25 protein-coding genes and 1 tRNA gene are annotated in these 19,420 nt (G+C 68.8%); 3 read left to right on the top strand and 23 right to left on the bottom strand.

Features of this window, described 5'->3' with window-relative positions; genetic code table 11:
- Nucleotides 1-16: 16 nt before the first annotated feature.
- On the bottom strand, nt 17-1,069 hold the full coding sequence (locus KIH74_RS20720) for a hypothetical protein (protein ID WP_214157660.1): 1,053 nt from the start codon (nt 1,067-1,069) through the stop codon (nt 17-19).
- Nucleotides 1,070-1,097: 28 nt separating this feature from the next.
- On the bottom strand, nt 1,098-1,673 hold the full coding sequence (dcd, locus tag KIH74_RS20715) for a dCTP deaminase (protein ID WP_214157659.1): 576 nt from the start codon (nt 1,671-1,673) through the stop codon (nt 1,098-1,100).
- A gap of 82 nt (nt 1,674-1,755) precedes the next feature.
- Between dcd and KIH74_RS20710 the strand changes: the two genes are divergently transcribed.
- Nucleotides 1,756-1,826 (top strand) — tRNA-Gly (locus tag KIH74_RS20710).
- Between the two features lie 91 nt (nt 1,827-1,917).
- On the opposite strand, the gene KIH74_RS20705 is transcribed toward KIH74_RS20710, so the two are convergent.
- The 21 genes from KIH74_RS20705 to KIH74_RS20605 form a co-directional block, all read right to left on the bottom strand.
- Nucleotides 1,918-3,087 (bottom strand): tyrosine-type recombinase/integrase, encoded by a 1,170-nt coding sequence (locus tag KIH74_RS20705; protein ID WP_214157658.1) that lies wholly within the window; start codon nt 3,085-3,087, stop codon nt 1,918-1,920.
- 9 nt (nt 3,088-3,096) lie between these two features.
- Complete coding sequence (locus KIH74_RS20700) at nt 3,097-3,333, bottom strand: helix-turn-helix domain-containing protein (protein ID WP_214157657.1); 237 nt, start codon at nt 3,331-3,333, stop codon at nt 3,097-3,099.
- 79 nt (nt 3,334-3,412) lie between these two features.
- Nucleotides 3,413-4,519 carry an AAA family ATPase gene (locus tag KIH74_RS20695; protein WP_214157656.1) on the bottom strand — a complete coding sequence of 369 codons (1,107 nt, stop codon included), beginning with the start codon at nt 4,517-4,519 and terminating at the stop codon, nt 3,413-3,415.
- A complete protein-coding gene (locus KIH74_RS20690; RefSeq protein ID WP_214157655.1) occupies nt 4,516-5,211 on the bottom strand; it encodes a DNA cytosine methyltransferase in 696 nt (231 codons plus the stop codon). The genes KIH74_RS20695 and KIH74_RS20690 overlap by 4 nt, the downstream gene beginning before the upstream one ends.
- A complete protein-coding gene (locus KIH74_RS20685) occupies nt 5,208-6,368 on the bottom strand; it encodes a bifunctional DNA primase/polymerase (RefSeq protein ID WP_214157654.1) in 1,161 nt (386 codons plus the stop codon). The genes KIH74_RS20690 and KIH74_RS20685 overlap by 4 nt, the downstream gene beginning before the upstream one ends.
- Nucleotides 6,369-6,637: 269 nt before the next feature.
- A complete protein-coding gene (locus KIH74_RS20680) occupies nt 6,638-7,096 on the bottom strand; it encodes a hypothetical protein (RefSeq protein WP_214157653.1) in 459 nt (152 codons plus the stop codon).
- A complete protein-coding gene (locus KIH74_RS20675; RefSeq protein ID WP_214157652.1) occupies nt 7,096-7,635 on the bottom strand; it encodes an SLOG family protein in 540 nt (179 codons plus the stop codon). The genes KIH74_RS20680 and KIH74_RS20675 overlap by 1 nt, the downstream gene beginning before the upstream one ends.
- Entirely contained in the window at nt 7,632-8,039 is a 408-nt protein-coding gene (locus KIH74_RS20670) for a hypothetical protein (RefSeq protein WP_214157651.1), read from the bottom strand. Before KIH74_RS20670 ends, KIH74_RS20675 begins: the two co-directional genes overlap by 4 nt.
- A 26-nt stretch (nt 8,040-8,065) precedes the next feature.
- The gene (locus tag KIH74_RS20665) at nt 8,066-8,320 is read right to left on the bottom strand and encodes a hypothetical protein (protein ID WP_214157650.1); all 255 of its coding nucleotides are present in this window, start codon (nt 8,318-8,320) and stop codon (nt 8,066-8,068) included.
- Between the two features lie 172 nt (nt 8,321-8,492).
- Nucleotides 8,493-11,042, bottom strand: coding sequence for an ATP-binding protein (locus tag KIH74_RS20660; protein WP_214157649.1), 2,550 nt, complete (start codon nt 11,040-11,042; stop codon nt 8,493-8,495).
- Nucleotides 11,043-11,135: 93 nt separating this feature from the next.
- Nucleotides 11,136-11,960 carry a hypothetical protein gene (locus KIH74_RS20655; protein ID WP_214157648.1) on the bottom strand — a complete coding sequence of 275 codons (825 nt, stop codon included), beginning with the start codon at nt 11,958-11,960 and terminating at the stop codon, nt 11,136-11,138.
- 73 nt (nt 11,961-12,033) lie between these two features.
- On the bottom strand, nt 12,034-13,371 hold the full coding sequence (locus KIH74_RS20650) for a DUF2637 domain-containing protein (protein ID WP_214157747.1): 1,338 nt from the start codon (nt 13,369-13,371) through the stop codon (nt 12,034-12,036).
- A gap of 131 nt (nt 13,372-13,502) precedes the next feature.
- Nucleotides 13,503-13,694, bottom strand: coding sequence for a hypothetical protein (locus KIH74_RS20645; protein WP_214157647.1), 192 nt, complete (start codon nt 13,692-13,694; stop codon nt 13,503-13,505).
- Between the two features lie 56 nt (nt 13,695-13,750).
- The gene (locus tag KIH74_RS20640) at nt 13,751-13,960 is read right to left on the bottom strand and encodes a hypothetical protein (RefSeq protein ID WP_214157646.1); all 210 of its coding nucleotides are present in this window, start codon (nt 13,958-13,960) and stop codon (nt 13,751-13,753) included.
- Nucleotides 13,961-14,002: 42 nt separating this feature from the next.
- Entirely contained in the window at nt 14,003-14,197 is a 195-nt protein-coding gene (locus tag KIH74_RS20635) for a hypothetical protein (RefSeq protein WP_214157645.1), read from the bottom strand.
- A gap of 54 nt (nt 14,198-14,251) precedes the next feature.
- Nucleotides 14,252-14,707, bottom strand: a complete 456-nt coding sequence (locus tag KIH74_RS20630; RefSeq protein WP_214157644.1) for a DUF3307 domain-containing protein — start codon at nt 14,705-14,707, stop codon at nt 14,252-14,254.
- A 90-nt stretch (nt 14,708-14,797) separates the two neighbouring features.
- Nucleotides 14,798-14,974 (bottom strand): hypothetical protein, encoded by a 177-nt coding sequence (locus tag KIH74_RS20625; RefSeq protein ID WP_214157643.1) that lies wholly within the window; start codon nt 14,972-14,974, stop codon nt 14,798-14,800.
- Nucleotides 14,975-15,045: 71 nt separating this feature from the next.
- Nucleotides 15,046-16,050, bottom strand: a complete 1,005-nt coding sequence (locus KIH74_RS38800; RefSeq protein WP_214157642.1) for an NUDIX domain-containing protein — start codon at nt 16,048-16,050, stop codon at nt 15,046-15,048.
- 54 nt (nt 16,051-16,104) lie between these two features.
- Nucleotides 16,105-16,569, bottom strand: a complete 465-nt coding sequence (locus KIH74_RS20615) for an RRQRL motif-containing zinc-binding protein (protein ID WP_214157641.1) — start codon at nt 16,567-16,569, stop codon at nt 16,105-16,107.
- Entirely contained in the window at nt 16,569-16,790 is a 222-nt protein-coding gene (locus KIH74_RS20610; RefSeq protein WP_214157640.1) for a hypothetical protein, read from the bottom strand. The genes KIH74_RS20615 and KIH74_RS20610 overlap by 1 nt, the downstream gene beginning before the upstream one ends.
- An 86-nt stretch (nt 16,791-16,876) precedes the next feature.
- Nucleotides 16,877-17,122, bottom strand: coding sequence for a DUF6284 family protein (locus KIH74_RS20605; protein ID WP_214157639.1), 246 nt, complete (start codon nt 17,120-17,122; stop codon nt 16,877-16,879).
- Between the two features lie 137 nt (nt 17,123-17,259).
- Here KIH74_RS20605 and KIH74_RS20600 point away from each other — a divergent pair, with 137 nt between their 5' ends.
- Nucleotides 17,260-17,601 carry a GntR family transcriptional regulator gene (locus KIH74_RS20600; RefSeq protein WP_214157638.1) on the top strand — a complete coding sequence of 114 codons (342 nt, stop codon included), beginning with the start codon at nt 17,260-17,262 and terminating at the stop codon, nt 17,599-17,601.
- A 182-nt stretch (nt 17,602-17,783) separates the two neighbouring features.
- Nucleotides 17,784-19,016 (top strand): NsdA family TPR-like regulatory protein, encoded by a 1,233-nt coding sequence (locus KIH74_RS20595; protein WP_246572739.1) that lies wholly within the window; start codon nt 17,784-17,786, stop codon nt 19,014-19,016.
- Nucleotides 19,017-19,420 lie beyond the last annotated feature (404 nt).

The raw sequence follows: 19,420 nt of genomic DNA, 5'->3' as shown, positions 1-19,420 counted from the left end.
CGATCTTGGAAACGGATCAGAGCGTGTAGCGGTCGACCCCGAAGTTGTCTTCGTCCAGCACGATTCCACCGGCCGCCTCGACCAGGGCCCGCGCCGTGCGCGCCACGACCGGCGCCACCCGGGCCCGGCTGGCCCGGAAATCCTCCGGCGGATAACGCTTCTCGCGTGCCTCCGGATCGGGCGCCTGCCACCGCACCTCGTAGGTGACCAGGTCTTCGCTGGCCCACGGCTGGCCGACCACGGCCGGGTCGTCGATGTCGGTGAGATGCACGAGCACCTCGACCACACCGTCACGCCCGAAGTCGGTGACGATGGCGAATCCGTCGATCACGTCGTCGTCCGCCAGCATTTTGCGGTCGCGCGCGTCGGCGGCGGTGTGCAGGCGCTTCAGTTCGGCGGAGGAGAGCGTGCTCCGGCCGACGTCTTGCACCAGGATCTCGCCGGTGTAGGCCGCGGGCGGCGGGCCGCCCCACTCCTCGCCCTCCACGGCGAGGACGGCGCCGGGCATCTCGCGGCCGACGATGCCGAGCAGCACGTCGGGTTCCAGCCAGGTGCGCGAATGGACGACGTAGTCGACCGCGCGATCGCGGTCGGGCTGGACCAGCTGGAGCGTGCCGGCCACCCGGACCGCCCCACCGATCCGCCGGGCCAGGCTCACCATCAGCTGCAACGCACGGCCCTCGTCGCGCCAGGGCAGGCCCTCGGGGAAGGCGTAGGCGAACCCGTCCCGGTCGTCCATGCCGGGCAGCGGCGGGTCTTCCCGCTCGACCGGCGCCTCCAGGCAGTAACAGACCGTCCAGGGCATGGGGACGCCGGCGTCGACGGCGTCTTCCATGGACAGCTGGTAGGGCCCGGTGATCCGGCTGTGCCGCCCGAGCTTGACCTCGCCGGTGTCGTAGAGGTCGCTGTGCGGGAGGCGGTCGCGGATCAGTGTGTCGACCACCTCGATGTCGACGGTGGTCGGACAGAGCAGGAGGTGCCGAGCCGCCAGGTCCTGAACGGAGATGCCCTCTTCGACCATCTCTACGGCGGGCTCGGGAGCCGCCTTGTCACGCTTCTTGCGAGCCACCGCGAACGTGTCCTCCTGCCGGGAAACCTCACACCATCGTACGGTGGAAAGAGAGGTAGGAACGGCTCGGCGTGGGCCCGCGCTGCCCCTGGTACCGCGATCCGTAGCGCTCACTTCCGTACGCGTGTTCAGCAGCGCTGGTCAGACGGAAGAAGCAGAGCTGGCCGATCTTCATGCCGGCCCAGATCTTGATCGGGAGTGTCGCCACGTTCGACAGCTCCAGGGTGACGTGACCGGAGAAACCGGGGTCGATGAACCCGGCCGTGGAGTGTGTCAGCAGCCCCAGACGACCCAGCGACGACTTGCCCTCCAGCCGCGCCGCCACGTCGTTCGGCAGCGTCACGGTCTCGTAGGTGGACGCCAGAACGAACTCACCGGGGTGCAGCACGAAGGCCTCGTCCGGCTTCACCTCGACCTGGTGGGTCAGCTCGGGCTGTTCCTCGGACGGGTCGATCACGGGGTACTTGTGGTTGTCGAAGAGCCGGAAGAAGCGGTCGATGCGAACATCGATGCTCGACGGCTGGACCATCGACGCCTCGTAGGGGTCGATGGCCACCCGTCCCGAGTCGATCTCCGAACGGATGTCACGGTCGCTGAGCAGCACCGGAACAAGGTAGCAAGGGTCGTGCCCCACAGGGCGCCCGGACTTTGATAGTGTGTGCTCGCCCGGTTTCAGACGGGGCAATGCGGGCGTAGTTCAATGGTAGAACATCAGCTTCCCAAGCTGACAGTGCGGGTTCGATTCCCGTCGCCCGCTCCGCACGAAAGCGCTAGGCAGAGAAGAGTTTCCGCTGCCTAGCGCTTCGTTGTTCCGAGCCCGATTCTGGCTCCGTGCCATTAGCGTGCCATTAGCCCACTTCTGCGGACGCTCCGGCCGCCCCGCCGTCGTCATCCGTCTGGCCACTGACGAGCTTCTCCAGCTCGGCGTTGATCGCAGCAGCAATCGCGGTGTCGGCCTCGGCTGTCGCGTGCTGATAGATCATGGCCGCGCGCGGGCTGTCGTGCCCCATGCGCGTCATGAGGTCCCGCAGACTCGTTCCGGACTTGGCAGCGAACACGTTCCCGGTGTGCCGAAGGTCGTGGAAGTGCAACCCGGTCGCGCCGATGCTGGCAACGGTCTGGTGCCACCTCACGAGTTTGTTGAAGTTGCCCCGCAGGATCGGCCGGCCGCTACCGGTCGTGAATACCAGAGCGTCCGCATCCGGTTTGACGTAGGTATCCACGTGCTCCCTCAGTACCGGGAGAATCGCGGCCGGCAGGGCCACAACCCGCGCCCCAGCTCGTGACTTGGGCGGCCCCAGCACCAGCCCCCTCCCCCGGATCTCACTGTATGCCTCCCGGACCCGGACCGTGCCGGTGATGACATTCACGTCACGCCGTTTGAGCGCGCTCACCTCACCCCACCGCAGTGACCCGAACGCGGCCACCAGAAGCAACGCCCGGTAGCGTGCCGGGACCTTCTCGACCAAGGCGAACACTTGCCGCAACGTCAGCGTCGGACGCTCCGCGCTCTTCTCCTGATCGGCTCCCTTGATCCGGCACGGGTTTCGCCGGATGAGTTCGTCGTCAAGGGCCGTATTCAACACGGCTCGCAACAGCCGGTACGCCTTCGCCGCGCCCCCAATCGAAACGCCATCGGTCAGCAGGTCCGAGCGCCACGTGCGGATCATCGCCGGGTCCAGCTCGTTCACCATTCGCGCTCCGAGGAAGGGCACGATGTGCTTGTTCCACGTCCACCGGTACAGCTGCACTGTGCGCGGCCTCAGATTGGGTCGCTCATCAATCCAGCGCTCCCCGTACACCTGAAGCGCCACCTTGCCACGGTCCGGGTCGATCCACTCATGCCTAAGCATCTGTGCTTCAACGAGAGTCAGGAACCGCTCGGCTTCAGGTTTCCGCGCGAACGTTTCGGGCGCCTTTCTCATGCGCCCGTCAGGCCCGGGGTACCGAGCTTGGTAACGCCCTGAAGGGAGCTTTCGGATGGCACCGAAGCGCCGATGACCGTTCTTGTTCGCCATTTGTAGCTCCTAAAGATGCTCTCTCACATAAGTTTCCGTAATTGGCTCTACACGCCCAGCGAGCATGTAGTCGATGATTTCGGCCGGGTCGATTCGCACCGACCGGCCAGCGCGGTAGAACCCGATCCGCCGCTCGGCAATGAGGCGCCGCACCTGCCGGGCGCTGAGCCCCACTCGCTCGGCCGCCTGTTCAGTGGTCAAGAACTCGGGGCCCGACGTCCTGTCGCTCCGGTTCGTGGTCTTCACGGCACCTCCAGCCGTCGCGGGCTTGATCCGGGGACACCTCCCGCCGAGGTGTCCCCGTCGTGCGGGGCGTTCTCGCTGGTCAGAAGGTTTCGGGGACAGGGGGGACAGTGGGGACACCCCCGGTGCCGATGTCCCCACTGATATCGGGGAACGGCTGTGCTCCGGCCGGTGGGGCTTCGTATCGGCCGTTGGTGACGGGCCAGATCTGGCCGGCGTCGCTCATGCGCTGCATGGTCTTCTTGACGTTCCCGACGTCGATGCCGGTGCCCTTGGCGACGGCGGTCGGTCCGAGGGGTTTTCCTTCTTGGCGGAGGTGTTTGAGGATCGCGGCGCGGGTGTCACCGAGCTTGGCCTCATCGGCTGGCGCGTCGGTCTTGAGCCAGTGGCCGGTGTTCTGGTCATGAGTCAGGGCGATCTCGGTCTCTTCGACGTCGCGACCGGTGATCGACAGGGTGCCGTCGGCCTGACCACGGGCGCGCTTCAGGATGAGGGTGGCGTCGGCCGCCCCGGCAATGCCGTTGGTGCCGCTGACTTCCTGAAGGAAGTCCTCGCTGCCGGCCTTGCGCACGTGGTGGATCAGGACGATGGCGATGCCGTACTGGTCGGCGATCTTCTTGATCCGTCCGACGGCCGCGTAATCGGCGTCGTAGGCCGACAGCGAAGGCGATGCCGGCCCGCGGACTTTGGCGAACACGTCGATGCCGATCATCCGGGCGTCGGGGTGCCGGTCGAGCCAATCGGCGATCGCCACGTCCCCACCGGCCGGCATGGTCGGCCACTCCGTTGCCAACTCCAGCCCGGGCGGGGCGGGGGTGTCACCGAGCAACTGACCCATGCGGGACTTCAGCCGGCGCGGGGTGTCTTCCAGCGCCAGATACAGCACCGGCCCCTTGCGGACCGGAATCGCCCCGAGTGCCCGGCCGCCGGAAGCGACCGCGAGGCAGACCGACAGCAGCCACCACGACTTGGCAACCTTGGGCGGCCCGGCCAGCAGGGACACTCCTTCGCAGAGCAGACCGGGCACGGCCCACTTCGGCGCGGGGAACTCGGTCGCCATGATCCGATCGGCGCCCCACAACTGCGGGCGCCATCGCGGCCGGTCCGGGGTGACGGCTTGCAGGTGACGGCTCGGCGGCGCCTCGATCTCGGGCGGGGGCCCGTCCTCATAGGGGTCGTGCTCGTTCATGCTGCGCTCCTTTTGGTGCTGCATGCCGCGAGATGGGCGATGAGATGCTCACCAATCCAGCGGGTGTAGACGGGCGGAATTGCCTCGCGCAGGCCGTCTCTGGTCATCCAGTCGATGCCCATCGCAGCGCGCGCGGCGGCGACGCCGGAGAAGTTTCCGACCACGTGCATCACCTCGTCCGGGCGCGGCGGGCGGCCCATCTTGGTGTGCTTCTTGGTGTGCGGGCGGTGCTCCATCCGGGGCAGGATGAAGCCGCCTCCGGTCTCAAACCAGCGCGGTCGGTAGGTGCCCGGTTCGCTGGTGAACATGCACATGCACAGCTCGACCGGATCGTGCAGTGGGGCACCGGGGACGTTCTCCATCACCCACGGGCGCCCCGTCCTGTTGAGCACTTCGCGCCCGATGTCGATCAGCTGGGGATGCTCACGGCGCTGGATCTGCCAGCAGGCGGTGTATGCCTGGCACGGGAATGATGCCGCGATCGCATCGAACCCAGCCCCATGCTGGGCAGCGAACTCGATGGCGTCCGCCTGGTGGAACGGGTACGGGTACCGCGGTTGCGGGAAGATGTCGACCCCGGTCACGACGAACCCAGCATCGGTGTAGCCGCGGGATGCGCCACCCTGACAGCAGCACAGGTCCACCAGCCGTGGCCCCACCTCCGGCGCAGCCAAGAGTGTCGGCAGGCTCATGCCGCCCTCCCACGGGCCGGTGAGGCCGGGCTGTCGGGCACGTACCGAGGACGTCCGGCACCGTTGCGCATCCCCGAGGCGATCGTTCGGACGGCCTCGGCCTCGGATTGCCCGACGGTGATCGCTGCTGACAGCAACGCAGCACGCACGGTCTCAGCCGTCAGGGCGCCGCCGGCCACGAGCTGCCCGAGTTGAACCGCGGCGCCGTACACGGCCCGGTTGCGCTGCCCGCCCGGCGCCGCATGCACGGCCTGCACCGCGCCGTTCATCGCCGATTCGAGGTAGGCGCGCATTCGCTCGTTCCCACCGGCACCGCCGGTCCGGAGGTTGATCGGGGCCGGCACCTGAGCGGGCAGCGGCGCCGGGGTGAGAGCGTCGGCCAGCCATCCGGGCAGCGGGGCAGCACCGGCGTCGGGGTCGTCTGCGAGGTAGGCGCGTCCGGCCACAGTCGAGGGTGCCGCGACCACATAGCCGCCGTGCGCGCGGGTGTCGATCAGCCACCCCAGATGTCCTGCGGTGCAGCGCAGTTCGGGCGCCTTGGGGCCAGTGGGGGCGATGAAGTACAGGTGGGTGCCGCCACTGCCGGTGCTGACGGTGTATGTGTCGAGCGGGGCGGGGTGCCCGGCGCGCGCGCACCGTGCGGCGAACACATCTGCGCCATCGGTGATCCCGGGTTCGTCGAACTCCGTCGGCGGGCGCTCAATCGCGCCGCCGCGGTCGGGCTTGGGCTGGTCGAGGTCGATCACCAGCAGCCCGGAGGGACCGGTGGCGATCCCGATGCCGTACGGGGCCGACGTCCACGCCGCGCGGATCCGGGCCGGGTCGGTGGTCGCCCTCTCCTCCCAGGTCACGTGCCGCCCGGCACGCCGGCAGCGCGGGTCACGGCCGGTGCACCGGTCGGCAGCGTGGTCGGGGAACGCGGGGCGCTTGTCCCCCACCCGCAGGGGGAAGACGTGCCAGCCTCGTGCGGCATAGGCCAGCGCAGCCGGCACCAACTGATCGCGCCGGGTGGTGCCCGCGGTGCCCCGGGTCGAGGGGAGCGTGCTCGCTCGGTTCACGGTGACCTCCAAAGGTGTGGGACGGACGGTGGACGGATCGGTGTCGAGGGATTGCGGTGCCAGGTCGACGGGGAAGACCAGGGCGACGGGATCGCGCATGACTTTCTCCGCCGCAGAACTTTTGGTGTTGGTGGCGGCCCAGACCTCGCCGCGGGCCTGGGGCCACAACCGGTGAGGGATGCTCTGGCCGGTGGGGGCGTAATGGCTGTCGGCCGGCCGCTGCCCGCGTTCGGCCATCCGATCCGCCGCCCGGCGTCGTGCCTCCCAGTCGGCCCCGGTGAACCACTGGCCGTTCAAGAGGCCGCCCTCACAGGCCACCAGCGGGCCGAACACCCAAGCCGGTGGCCTGTGAGGGCGATCGCTCAAGCTCATCCGGGCACCTCGACCATGAGCTGCTCCACCGAACTCACCGGCGCACCAACGCTCCGGGACGCTCCGCCGGGCCGGCAGACATGACACATCCAGCGGCGCCCCTCGCGCGACCACCCCTCCAGCCCGGCGATGTACTGCGCCTCGGCGTCGTCGCGCAGGTGGTAGGCGGTGCCCTCGTAGCCGACTCCCAGCTCGGTGTCACAGACATCGCAGGCGAGGATCATGCACGGCACCGGAAGCTGGTACGCAGTCAACGATTTCACGTAATCGACGTCACCCCGACCGGCCAGGCCCTCACGCATCATTCGCGCCCAGTCCGCCTCGGCCGAGACCCGGTCGAGGTAGCAGCACTCCCCCTCATCGGCCCCACCGGCCCGATCGGCCGTGCCCGCCTCGGGCGTGACGGCCGGCGCACGCAGGACCCAGCACAACCGGTCCAGGAAGCTCTCACACATCAGCGGACCTCCTCTCCGTGGCGCGGGCACGGCAGCGACTCGGCGCCCCCGCAGCGCGGGGACAGTCCCTGGGCGATGCCGCCGCGGATCTCCCACGACTCCTCGGGCCGCCCGCACGCCCGTCCCGGCCGCGTGATGCGGTAGGTCGGGATGCCGGCCGCTTCGGCCAGATCGGCGCACCCGGTGGCACCCCGGGAGCCGTTCAGGATGAACGCCACACACACGTCAGCGCCGGCCGTGACCATCGCCCGGTTGCGCAGCGGCCCGGCCGCCCGCCCGTGAGTGGCCCACTGGGCCGGGTGAGCCTCGACCGGCACGTCGTGGGCGCGAGCCCACGCCGCGGCGATCGCGTCGGCACCGGTGGGGCAGGCACCGTGCACGACGACCAGACCGGGCCGCTGAACCCGACCGGCGACGTAGCGCAGGCCCTCCAGATGCAGGGTGATCGCCTCGGCGTCACTCCAGTCGCGCGAACCGGTCACCAGCACGCGTACGGCGTTCTCGGCCGTCGCCATGGTCGTGGTCGTGAGGTTGCTCATCGGTGGTTCTCCTTCCGTGACACCGGGCCGCTCTCGGGCATCGGGTGTTCCTCCTGGCAGTACCCGCACACCCACCGGTGCCCGTTGGTCTTCCACCCCCACCCGGTGGCCCATTGCTTGGCCTCGCCCGGGTCGGGGTAGTGAAAGGTCACGCCTTCGTCCTCCCGCCCGATCGCGGTGCCGCATTCGTCGCAGGTCACGAAAACGCACACGTGGTCGAGGGCGATCACCTCAAAGGTGCTGAAGTAGACGGGGTCTTCGTCGATCAGGCCCCGCAGCGCGGCGCAGGCGGTGTCCTGGCCGGTGTGGTGCCGGTGGGTCGGGCCGTACTCGGTGGGCATCTGGTCGGCGGGAGTGGCGGAGGTGCTGCGCAGGACCCAGCAGCGGGCCGTTTTGCTGGTCATGGTCATGGCGGTTTCTCCTTGGTCATTCAGTGGGGTGAGCGCGGGTCGCGGGTGCGGCCGAGTTCGCGGGCGGCGAGGTTCCACAGGCGCCGGCCGATCCGCAGGCGGGCGCCGGAGCCGGAGCAGCGTCGGCACAGGCGCCATGCGCGGCCCGAGGGGGAGCGGAATCGGCCGGCGCCGGAGCACTTCCAGCAGTTGGCGTAGGGCCAGATCCGGCAGGCCAGAACGTAACCGAGCGTGACGAGCGTGCTGGTCAGGGCTAGGGCTAGGGTCGGGGTCATTTCCCCTCCGAATCGGGTTCTCGGCGTATTTGTGCAGGTCAGGTCTAGGGTCTAGGTGACTGGTCAGGGTGGGTGGGCGTGTCTAGGGGTGCCTCTAGCCCTAGAGGTCGCTGGCCTCTAGTGGCCGAGGCTTCTCCTAGCCCGGAACGGCTACTCTGAGTGAGTGTTGTGGTTAGGCGGGGACGGGGGTGGGTCCGTCGTCGTCTCCGTCGCGGTGGCCGCGATCGGTGTCGTCGGTCTCGTCGGTGCGGTCGGCGGCCTGGCGGGCCCGCCAGGCCTTGCGGATGTCGGCGAGCTTGTAGCCGTTGCGGTTGACGCCGCCCCGGGAAACCTGACCGGAGGTGATGCCGTAGGGCTTGAGGGCGCGGGTCAGGGCGGTCTCGTCGGCCATGCCCTCATAACGGGAGGGGTACAGCTCCTTGAGCCGAGTCAGGATGACGGCGGCGTGCACCTTGGCCTCGTCGCCGGGCCACACGGCGGCGACGTCTTCCAGCACGGTGATGGTGATTTCGACCGGGGCGGCGTCCCCGATCGCGGCGCCGCGCAGGGTGCCGGCGTCCTCGCGGCGCGTGCGGCCGATGGCGCAGGCCCGGGCGAACTCCTCGGGCATCAGCAGGTCCACGCGCACGACCTGAAGGTCACCGCCCTTGCCGTTGGAGATGCCCCCGATGACCGCGGCGCCCTTGTGGTTCTCCAGGAACCGGTCCGTCCGGTATCCGGTGGCCGAGATGTCCGACCCGAGAACGGCATCCGATCCCTGGCGGGTCTTGGTCCGCAGAGCCACCCGCACGCTGGTGATGTCACGCAGGTCCGAGGGGATCACGTCCGCCGCCGGGCGCTGCGTGATCATCACCATGATGTACCCGGCCTTCGGGGCCGTCTTGGCCAGCCACACCAGAACCTCCAGCGCCGCCTTACGGATCTCTTTGTTGTTGGCGCGCAGCAAGTTCTGAAGCTCGTCGACCACGACCACGTGCGGGGGCATGCCCCTGGCGGCCAACTCGCGCGTCAGCTTGTCCTCGGGCATGTCGGCCTGCGTCATGGTCCGGAACTGAGCGAGCCGCTGGCGTGCCTCGTCGCGAATGCGGTTGAGGATCGCGACGATCCGGATCAGGTCCTCTTCCTCGTCGCCGGCCACGTAGTCCACGGCGATGTCCTGCGTGGGCAGCCAGTCACGTCCGCCACCGCAGTCCAGCACGGTCAGATCGCAGTACGGGTCCAGTACGGCCGGGGTGACCAGGCACTTGGCCGCGTACGACTTGCCCGAGCGCGGCAGCGCACCCAGCAGGAACGAGTTGAACAGCAACGTGGCCCGGACCTCGATGCCCAGCGGGGTGCGCGCCAGCGGCTGCGGGTCCCAGACACTGGCGCGCGGCAGACGCGCCAGCGGAGAACGGCTGGCCGGCAACAGCATCGGGTCCTCATCGGCCACGTACATCTCGACCCGACGCGCCCGCCCGGCCACCGGCTCCGGGAACACCTGCGACACATCGACATCCAGGCCCGAGGCCAGCTTCTCGACCGCCGCCGCAGCATCCCCGGCCGTCTTGCCCCACGGCAGGTCGACGACCACCACGTACCCACGCCCGTTACCCGAGCGCATGATCGGCGCGGCCAGGGTCGGACGGGTGTCCTCAGACACCTCATGACCCTCCTTGTCGATCTTCGCCACCGCGCCGCCCAGACCGGCCGCCCGCAGGGCCCGCATCACGATCGCGTCGGTCAGCTCCCGGTGCCGCGCCGAGGTGGCCATGGCCGCACCGACCAGGGGCCGATCCTTGTCCGAACCCACCTTGGCCAGCACCGCCACCGTGGCCGCACCCAGCAGCACGTCACCGGACGCCGGAAGATGCACCAGCGCCACCACCCCGGCCGCGGCGCTGGTGACCGCACCCGCCCCCACGGTGATCAGCCGGGCGCGCACCCGGATCGCACGCTGGTCACGCAGCTGAATGAACGTCATCGTGTCCAGCTTGGTCCCGTCGGCCAGGGCCTGTTCGAGGCCGTCCGCGCGGGTGTCCAGCACCCACCGGGTCAGACCCGACGTCACCCGCCACACACCCCGCGGCGCCCGCCACAACACCCGCGCCACGTACACCGGCGCGCGGACACCGTGGAACTTGGCCCGGTACCACTGCATCCCGACCCACCAGCGGCCCACCGCCTTGCGGCCCTCACGCGAAGACAGCCACTGCGGCACGATCGGCCGCAGGTCCGCCCCCTGAACGGCACCGGCCGGCGAGATGATCCGATCCGGCTCCAGCACCGGAACATCCACCTCGCCGCCCACCACGGCGGACAGATCCCCGGTCGTCTCACCGGTCGTCTCACCGGACAGGTCATCCGGACCGGACGGGGCGCCGTGGCCAGGGGCCAGGTCCGGCATGGCCCGGTACAGGGCCAGCAACTGCCGTACAGCGGCCTCGTCGTCGTTGGGCGCGGCGGCGGACGACGGGGCCGCAGAACCCCAGATCGGGCCCTCAATCGTGTCCGCCCGCCCGTCCGCCTCGGACACCCGGCCGGTGGCCACGCCGGTGTCCGGTGTGGGCGCCGAAGTAGACGGCGCGGCCGGTGCGGCGTCCGTGTCCGCGTAGGGCGAGATGGCCAGAGAGCCCTCACTTTCCGGCGCCGCCCCGGTGCCGGACGGGTCCGCGGACAGGTCGCCATGCTGATCGGGGTCGTCCGGGTCGGGACGGCGACCGAACGGCAGCACGTTCGCCATGAGATGTCACTCCTTCACTACGGTGCGGATCGGTGTAATCGGTGCGGATCGGAGCGGTGCGGGTGCGGGGGCCGGCCGATGATGTGGTCGGGTTCAGGTCCGGCGGGTGCGCGGGCGGGCGGGCCTCCGCGCGGCGCGGTTGGTGGTGCTGTTGGTGCGGTTGCCTTTGTGGTGCGGGCACCCGCCGGCGGCGTTGCGGCACGGCGTGCCGTCCTGCGTCGGCGCACCGCACATCCGCCCGCCCGCCGCGGGCGCGACGCTGGTGTCGTCCGGACCAGTGGACGAAGCGGCGGGCGCAGCAGCGTCCGGGACGTTCACGGGCGGGGTGTTCTTCCGGCGTCCCAGCACAGCGACCTGATGGGCGGTCCAGTCGAGGGCGACGATCGCGGGAATGCGATCTTCCGGGGTGCCGTCCGCCCGTAGCGCCGCGGTCATCTGCGCGGCCCGGTCACGGCGCTCCTGCTCCAGCGCCTGCCGCTGCGCGCGGGCCCGCTCAGCCCGCTCGATCTGCTGCGGCGTCTGCCGATGCACCGTGCCCCCACCGAACCGACCACCAGCCCGAGCGCCCGGCGCGGCCGAATTGGCCCTCTGCTCCCGCGGTTTACGAGCCGTGCCGGACTGATTGGCCCGGGCCAGGACATCGGCCGGGATATTCACCCCGCCGACCTGACCGGCCGCAAGCTTCTTCTCCCACGCTCGACGTTCAGCGCTACGGGCATCCTTGGCCTTGCGTGTCTTGGCCTTCTCCGCCTTGGTTTTCGACTCCCACCGCACGTTCCGGCTCAGCTTCAGGCTCTGCCGGCCAGTGCCGCTGTTGTACGACCAAGCACCCACCCGCCACGCGTACGAACGCCGACCGGCCTTGCTCGTGCTGATCCGCACGAACGGCAGCTTCAACGTCTTGATCTTGAGTCCCACGCCGTATGTCCTTCCCCGTCAGCCTGTTACGTCGGTTCCGGCGATGTTTCGATGAGTGTTGATGGGACGCGTGCTACGCGGCGTTCTCGTTGTCCTCGGCCAGGTAGCGGCGCGCGGTCCGGTCGGTCACGCCCACCCGCTCGGCGATCTGCTGCGCGCTCCACTGCGGGTGCTTGGCCCGCAGCTCCTGCACCCGCACACGGGTGCTGGTCGTGCGCCCCGCACGCCGCACCGGACGCGACGCCACAGCGGCCTCCGGCACGTCTACCTCGCCCGGGATCTCGTCCGGGACGATGTCCAGCACCGTGTCCACCTCGACGTCCACCTCGGCGTCTGCCTCACCGGAGGCCTCAGCACCCGAGGCAGCCGACACCTGAGGCGCCGGCGTCGGCAGCGCCTCGCCGGGCGTCATGTCGGCGGCGGTCGCGTCGATGGTCTCGGCCGGCCACTGCGGGTGCCGCTCACGCAGGGCGTTGGCGATCACGGCCCGCTCGGTGCGCGCCTCGGCCTCGTCCGGCCCGGCAACCGCACCGACCGCGCTGCCCAGCTCCACCGAGGCGGCGGCGGGAGCAGGGGCGACGGGGTGAAGGATGTTCTGAACCACCGCGCGCAGGATGTTCTCGGGGGTCAGGTCGCTGCGCAGGTCGCCGTTCCAGCCGACCGCGCCCAGCACAGCGGCCGGCGGCAGGCTCCCGGCGCGCAGCTGCCGGTTCACGACCCGCCGCACCCGCCGGGCATCGCGGCGGGCGCTGGCCCGGCGCGGCAGAGACAGCAACAGCGCCTCACGCGCCGCCGCGACCGTCCCGACCTGGATGCGGGCCACCGTCGCGTCGACCAGACCGGTGCGGGCCATCAGCAGCCGTGTGCGGGCCGACTCGATCGGCGCCGACAGCCACAGCGACACCGCGATCGCCGCCCGCTGACCGTGGTGAACAGCCTTCCACTGCCCGAGGACCTGCTTACCGGTCAGCTCGACCAGCACCGCCCACACCGCCGGCGCCGTCACGTGCCAGGGCACCTCACCCAGCTCGTGCGCGGCCAGCGCATTCAGCACCAGCGTGCCGGCCACGCCCAGATGAGCGGTCAGCCGCCACCCGTTCATCGGCCGCCCGACCTTGGCGCCGGCCACGTACTGAAGCGAGGCACCCAGGATCAGCAGGTCGACCAACAGCGGGAACCCCGCCGCCAACTGCGGGCCGAAGGTGGGAAGAGCCGCCTTGTACAGGCTCCGGTACGACAGCACCGCCCCGATCACCGCGACCGGCACCAGCACGATCCGCGCCCACAGCGCCAGCCGCTGCGCCTGCCGCGCCAGCGCCCCGTCCACCGGGGCGGCCGCGCCGGTCACATTCTCGATCACGTGCTCGGTCGTGTGTTCGGTCGTGTGCTGGGTGATGATGGCGTCGTGCATGACGGTTCTCCTCTCGTCGTGGACCGGCCCGCCGCGTACGCTGAACGGGCCCTGTTGCCGTGAGCGGCGGAGCACCCGGCCGGTCAGGTGTGCAACCACCTGACCGGCCACCCCGCCCGTGGTGATGCCTGCTACCAGCGGTTGCCGGCGGTGCTGCCGCCGTGCCGCTCCCGGTCGTGCCGGCTATCCAGCGCGGCCCGCTCCGCCCGGGTCTTGGCCGGCAGACTGGTCAGCCCGCACGTGCCGCACGTGCTCACGTGCCCGCCCGCGTTGTTCGCGGCGTTCGCCGTGGTACCGGTCGTGGTGCTGGTCTTGCTCGCCATGTCGCTTCCTCGTTTCCCGTTGGTATGAGTGCGGTTTCAGGCGTTCGAGGGTTTTGCTAGTTCCGGCGGTCCCACCAGGCGGCACCGCAGCAGGCGCAGGCGCCGCGCTTCTTCGGGCATGCGCAGCCGCAGGTCGAGCACCGGCCGGCGCGCATCCTCGGGTGGTTGCAGTGGCAGCCGCAGGCCTTCCCCCGGGCCATCTGCGGGCCGGACACGACGGCGACGGCCAGGGCGATCACGAGCTTGAGCATGGTGACGATTCCCATCGGTTCGTTCGTCCAGAAAGGGTTTTCGGTCAGCGTTGGCCGTCACTGTCGGTCGTTGGCGCCGCAGCAGCGGCACACGTACCCGTTGCTGCTACGGCAGTCGCACCCGCAGCTCAGGCACCCGCCCCGGTGCTGACAGGAGCACTTGCGGCAGGCGCCCGGCGTGGTGCGGCCCCGGGCCATCTGCGGGGCGCCCTGAGCGAGGATCCAGAGCATCATCACGATCTTGACCAGCATCGTTGTTCCTCTTCTCTCCGTGACTTGATGTTTCAGCCTGTGCGGGAGGATGTTTCAGGCAGAGATGATCAGGGCGGCGACGAAAAGCCATCCGATGTGCCAGGACTGATCCAGCGCGTAGGCGCCGGTGCCGATGCTCGGGTTGTCGTCGTGACCCGGGCGCGGGGCGCCGAGGCGGTAGAACTTGCTCTTGCCCGGAATCAGGTCAGCCAGCCACGCGAGCGTGTGCCGGCGGTCGGCCCAGTAATGCGAGGCGCCGTCGATCACCAGACCCAGGGCCAGGAACCCGACGTGCGGGCGCAGCCCGGTGGCCAGCATCAACACCGTCAGGAACACCAGCTTCGTCACGGCCAGGTTGACCACGTGACTGGCACACGCGAAGTGGCCGGCGCAACCGGGCTTGCCCTTGGTCACGGCCTCGTGGTCGGTCTGGACCCAGTGGTCCCCGACCTGGTGAGCGGCGAACAGCGCGGCGAAGGCGGCAGCGAACACGGTGGGATCGGTCATCATGGGGGTGCCCTTCTCTCAACAGGAGGATGGGGTGGCCCCGCCGGGCTGGGAGCTGTAGGAGGCGGTCAGCCCGGCGGAGTGCAGCTACGGCTACTGACCGGCCGTACCGTTCCGCGGCCTATCCAGCCCGGCCGCCTTCCGGGCCGCCTGAAGCGCCTCGACAGCAGCGTCGACACGCTTGCTCCGGTACGACTCCATGAGCGCCGCGGTGAGTTCGCGGCTGGCCTGCGAGACCTTCTTCATCGCCGCCTCGTCCTTCGATGCCATGACGTTTTCTCCTTCTGATCAATGGATTTCGTTGATTGATGGGACAGAACCGCGGGTCTTGCTGCCTTGAGTCAGCCGAGAGCGGCGGTGAGGATGTCGACGTGGGCGGCGAACACGCGCCCTCCGTCGGCGTCGCGGGCCAGGGCCTGCGTGAGCTCGACGTACGTGTTGGCCGGCAGCCAGACCGCGCGCCGGGCGTCGTCGGCGCCGTGCACCTCGGGCAGACGGGCCACGCCCCGGTCGATCAGGGCCTGCCGGTCCATGTGGGTGCGGCACACGACGGTCACGGCCCACGCCTCGTCCGAGGCACGCGGGTCCGGCACCAGCTGCGGCTGCCCGGCCTCGAAGAACGACGCGGGCAGACGCAGGTCGCTCTCCTCGACCAGTTCCCGCTGCGCGGCCTCGGCCGGGCTCTCACCCGGCTCGATCCCGCCGCCAGGCATCGCCCACCCGTTGCCGTCGGCCCGCTCGACCAGCAGCAGCCACCGCTGCCCGTCACCCAGATCGGCCGTGACCAGCGCATCGGCCATCGCCGACTCACCCCAGCGGCCCATCTGATGACGCCCCCGGTGAATGCCCGTGCTCGGCCCGGGAATGCACGGCCGGCCGTCGTCGGACACGGAGAACGGGATCAGTGCCCGGGCCTGCCGTGCCGACCAGTCGATCTCGGCCGGGTCGTTCTGCGGGTCAGCCCACCCCGCCGCAACACCCGCGGCCAGTTCCTGCGCCGGCAGTTCCGACTCGACCAGTGGCCTGTTCCACGACACCGTCAGGTTCAGAGCCTGTCCGCCGAACGTGCCGTACCAGTCCGTGAAGTGCACCACTCGCCCGGGCGAACCCTCGAAACCCCCTTGGATGGTCGTGTAATCGCGGCGGCACAGGGTCTGCGGCAGCAGCCGCGCCGCGAGCTGAAAGCCCAGCTCACGACCGCTCACGTGCAGGCCGATCCCGCTGTGCAGGCTGCTGTCAGCCGACAGGACCCTGCCGGCGTCCCACGCCGGCAGTTCCGCGGCCGCGGTCAGCGCCTCCTGCGCCCCGGCGAGCCGCGCGAAAATGTCACGCTCCGAACGCCTCACGACGTCCCGGAACGCTTCCTGACCGGCGCACGTCTGCCCGTTCTCACACATACCTCAAGCCACCTTCCCGAATTGGTCGCTCTCACAAATGGTTTCGGCCGGTCCGTAGTGGCACTCCACGCACTCACCCAGACGCTGCGGAATCACGTACCCGGCATCGGCCCCGCAGGTCGGGCAGATCCGCCGCGCCCGGTTCGCCCGGGCCAATGCCGCCCACTTCGCCGGCGTCATCGCCCGCTTCGGGCGCGCCGTGCTCACCGCGTACAGGTAGGCCACCCACCGGCCCTTCGGACGAGCCAGCGCCGCTACCGGCACGCACCCACCCGGACGCAGGCCTAACGCCGACAGCTGCCGCAAGGTGGCCAGCCCGGCCGGCGCCAGGCCGTACCGGTAGGTGACCCACTCGCCCGACCCGATCGGCACCGCCCGGTGGTCGAGCGTCACCCCGACCGGGCCACCGATCCCGGCGACCGCCCGGGCCAGGGCCTCGGCCACGTCAGGGCTCATCTGCACCGGCATCAGCACGCCACCCCGGTGTCGGTCGCCAGCAGCAGCCCATCCGCCCGGCCGGTGTCGACCCCGTGCTGCACACGACCGTTCGTGCAGTTCGCCGTGACCACCCGATGCACGACCGACACCGGCACCGGGGCGGGTGCCGGGGAACCGTCGGGGACGCTCACCGCCAGCACCGCGCCGGCGACCGGCGGGGCCAGCACCAGTGCAGCGCCCAGACCAGCCATCAACCGACGAAGCCGCTGAACCCGCTCACGCTCGACACGGTCAACCGCCTCACCAAGAAGCCGAGGCGCCACCCTCGCCGCGCCGCTCACGCCGCACCCCCCAAGGGACCAGCCAGGTTGAAGAGGTCCCGCGAAATGCGGTTCAGCTCGGCCTCGGCACGACGCAGCCGCGCCCAGTCGAGCTCGGAGACCTCACGCCCGTTCGCAGCGATCACGGACTCGGCGTCCGTGACAGCCAGCTCCCGCTCGATCAACGGCCACTCGGCCTCGATCGCCCGAAGCTCACGCCGGGTCGGACCCGGTGGCCAGTTATCACCCTCTCTGAACTGCACGTTTGCCTCCGTAGGTGATTGGAGCGAGACAGTCCGCCTCGCCGTTCCTGCTGTGCTCTAGCGTGCACTAGGTCAACCTAGATCGCAAGGTCTAGTTCTAGGTCGTGCTAGGTTGCGCTGACATGTAGGGTTGGTGTATGAGCCTGGCTGCCGATGACCCCCGACCGCCCTACATCCAGGTCGCCGATGCATTGCGGAAAGACATCGCCGGCGGCTCCCTTGAGCCAGGTCAGCGGTTGCGCTCCATCCGCGATCTCGCCCAACGATTTGAAGTTGCTCAGATGACCATCACGAACGCCTTGCGCCTACTGCGGGATGAAGGCCTGATCGAAACCACTCCGAACCGAGGAAGTTTCGTGGCCCGGAGCCAACCCATCCCAACCGACGACATCGGGTCGTTGACCCAAGAGGTCCGCTCCCTCAGAGAGGACGTTCAGCGACTCTCGGAGCGACTTCAGGCCCTCGAAATCCACGACTAAACCCCCTTACGTTGTGCCCGAAACATGTCGAGAAGCTTGCCTTGGAGTGATTCGTCATGGTCAGTGACAATTGCCGGACAGGGGGGTGACAAGGGGGTGACAGGCAACTTGTCACTGTCCTCTGCGCACCTGCACCGAAACGATGAGCACCTTGCACGCCTGGCGGAAGAGAGGACGTTCGCATGAGTGACAACCGGCCCCATTGGGCGAAGCGCATGACCGTGGAACGAAGCATTCGCGGGTGGTCTCAGTCGGCGGCAATAAGCTCCATGCGTCTGCACTCTGAACGCGAACTTCCGGACGACACGAGCCTGCTCAGGCAATGGAAGCGCTGGGAAGCGGGAGAGACGCTTCCCAGCGAGCGTTACCAGGCATTGATTGCAGCAACCTTCGGCACGGCAACACGAGCTTTATTTCCCACAGCTGGCCACCGGAACGGACCCACCGAAGTGGCGGAAATCAGCGGGATGGAAACACTTGAAATAGTCAGTCGAATGCAGCGCTCAGATGTCGACGAAGCCACTCTCGACGCATTACGCATCACGGTGGATCGTCTTTGCTCAGAATATGCCTATCTACCTGCCGAGCAGCTGCTCACGGAAGGACGTAACTGGCTCAGCCGTCTGGCTGCCTTGCAATCTCAACGCCTCACTTTGACACAGCACCGAGAGGTGCTGACACTCGCGGGCTGGCTCGCACTCCTCGTCGGGTGCGTCGAATACGATCTAGGCGATCGGCGAGTTTCCGAAGCAACCCGGAAGTCAGCACTATCCCTTGGGCAGGAATCCGGAAATACCCATATCTCTGGATGGGCACATGAGATGCGGGCATGGGGCGCCCTGACCACCGGTGATTATCGGGGGGTTGTCTCAGCCGCGAAAGCGGGCGGCGAGGTGGCGGCCGATCAAAGCGTCGCCGTTCAGCTGTTCGGTCAAGAGGCAAAGGCTTGGGCGCGGATCGGTGACCGCCGACAGACCGAGGTTGCTCTCGACAAGGGGCGGAGAATTCTTGAGGGATTGCCACATCCCGAAAACCTCGATAATCATTTCGTGGTCGATCCGGCAAAATTTGATTTCTACGCCATGGATTGCTATCGAATTCTTGGAGAAGATGCCATGGCGGAGTCTCTGGCCAATGAGGTAATACGCGCAGGAACTGATTTTGACGGAACCGAACGCTCTCCCATGCGCATCGCCGAGGCTCGCATCACGCTGGGGGTCGCCGCAGCACGACAAGGCGACTTGGATTCGGCCCTTGCGTACGGGCAACATGCCTTGCTCGGAGAACGGAAGTCTCTACCCTCCCTACTGATGGTGAGTCGCGATCTGGCCACGGTAGTCAACGATCGGTACGCAGACGAAGCGTCGGCTCGTGACTACCTGGACAGCTTGCGCACCTTGGCCAGCCAGAGATGAGCGCGTTAGGCCGCTGAAGCCGCCAGCTGGCTGTGGTGGTGCTCCGGGCGGCCGTAGCAGCCCGGTAGGTGTCCCCCCTGTCCCCACTGTCCCCGAATCGCTCTGACCTGCGCAGACGTCGCGTCCTACGGGGACACCTTGAGAAGAATGTCCCCCTCCCGATGGGATGAACGCCTCTCAGACCAGCTGAAACAGTCCCCCCACTGTTTCAGCTGGTCTTGCTCCTCCCCGTGCCATTAGCGTGCCATTACTCCAGGCCAAGACTGGTTGCACCAGGCCACTCCAGGCCGGTACCTCAGTGCTGTCCACCACGCCCCTGCAAGGTTCGGACAGTTCCCAAGCTGACAGTGCGGGTTCGATTCCCGTCGCCCGCTCCAGCGCGAAATCCCAGATGTGACAGGCAT

The organism is Kineosporia corallincola (genome assembly GCF_018499875.1).
GTDB lineage: Bacteria > Actinomycetota > Actinomycetes > Actinomycetales > Kineosporiaceae > Kineosporia > Kineosporia corallincola.
The sequence above is the reverse complement of the archived record's forward strand: the minus strand, read 5'-3'. Positions and strand labels throughout refer to the sequence as shown.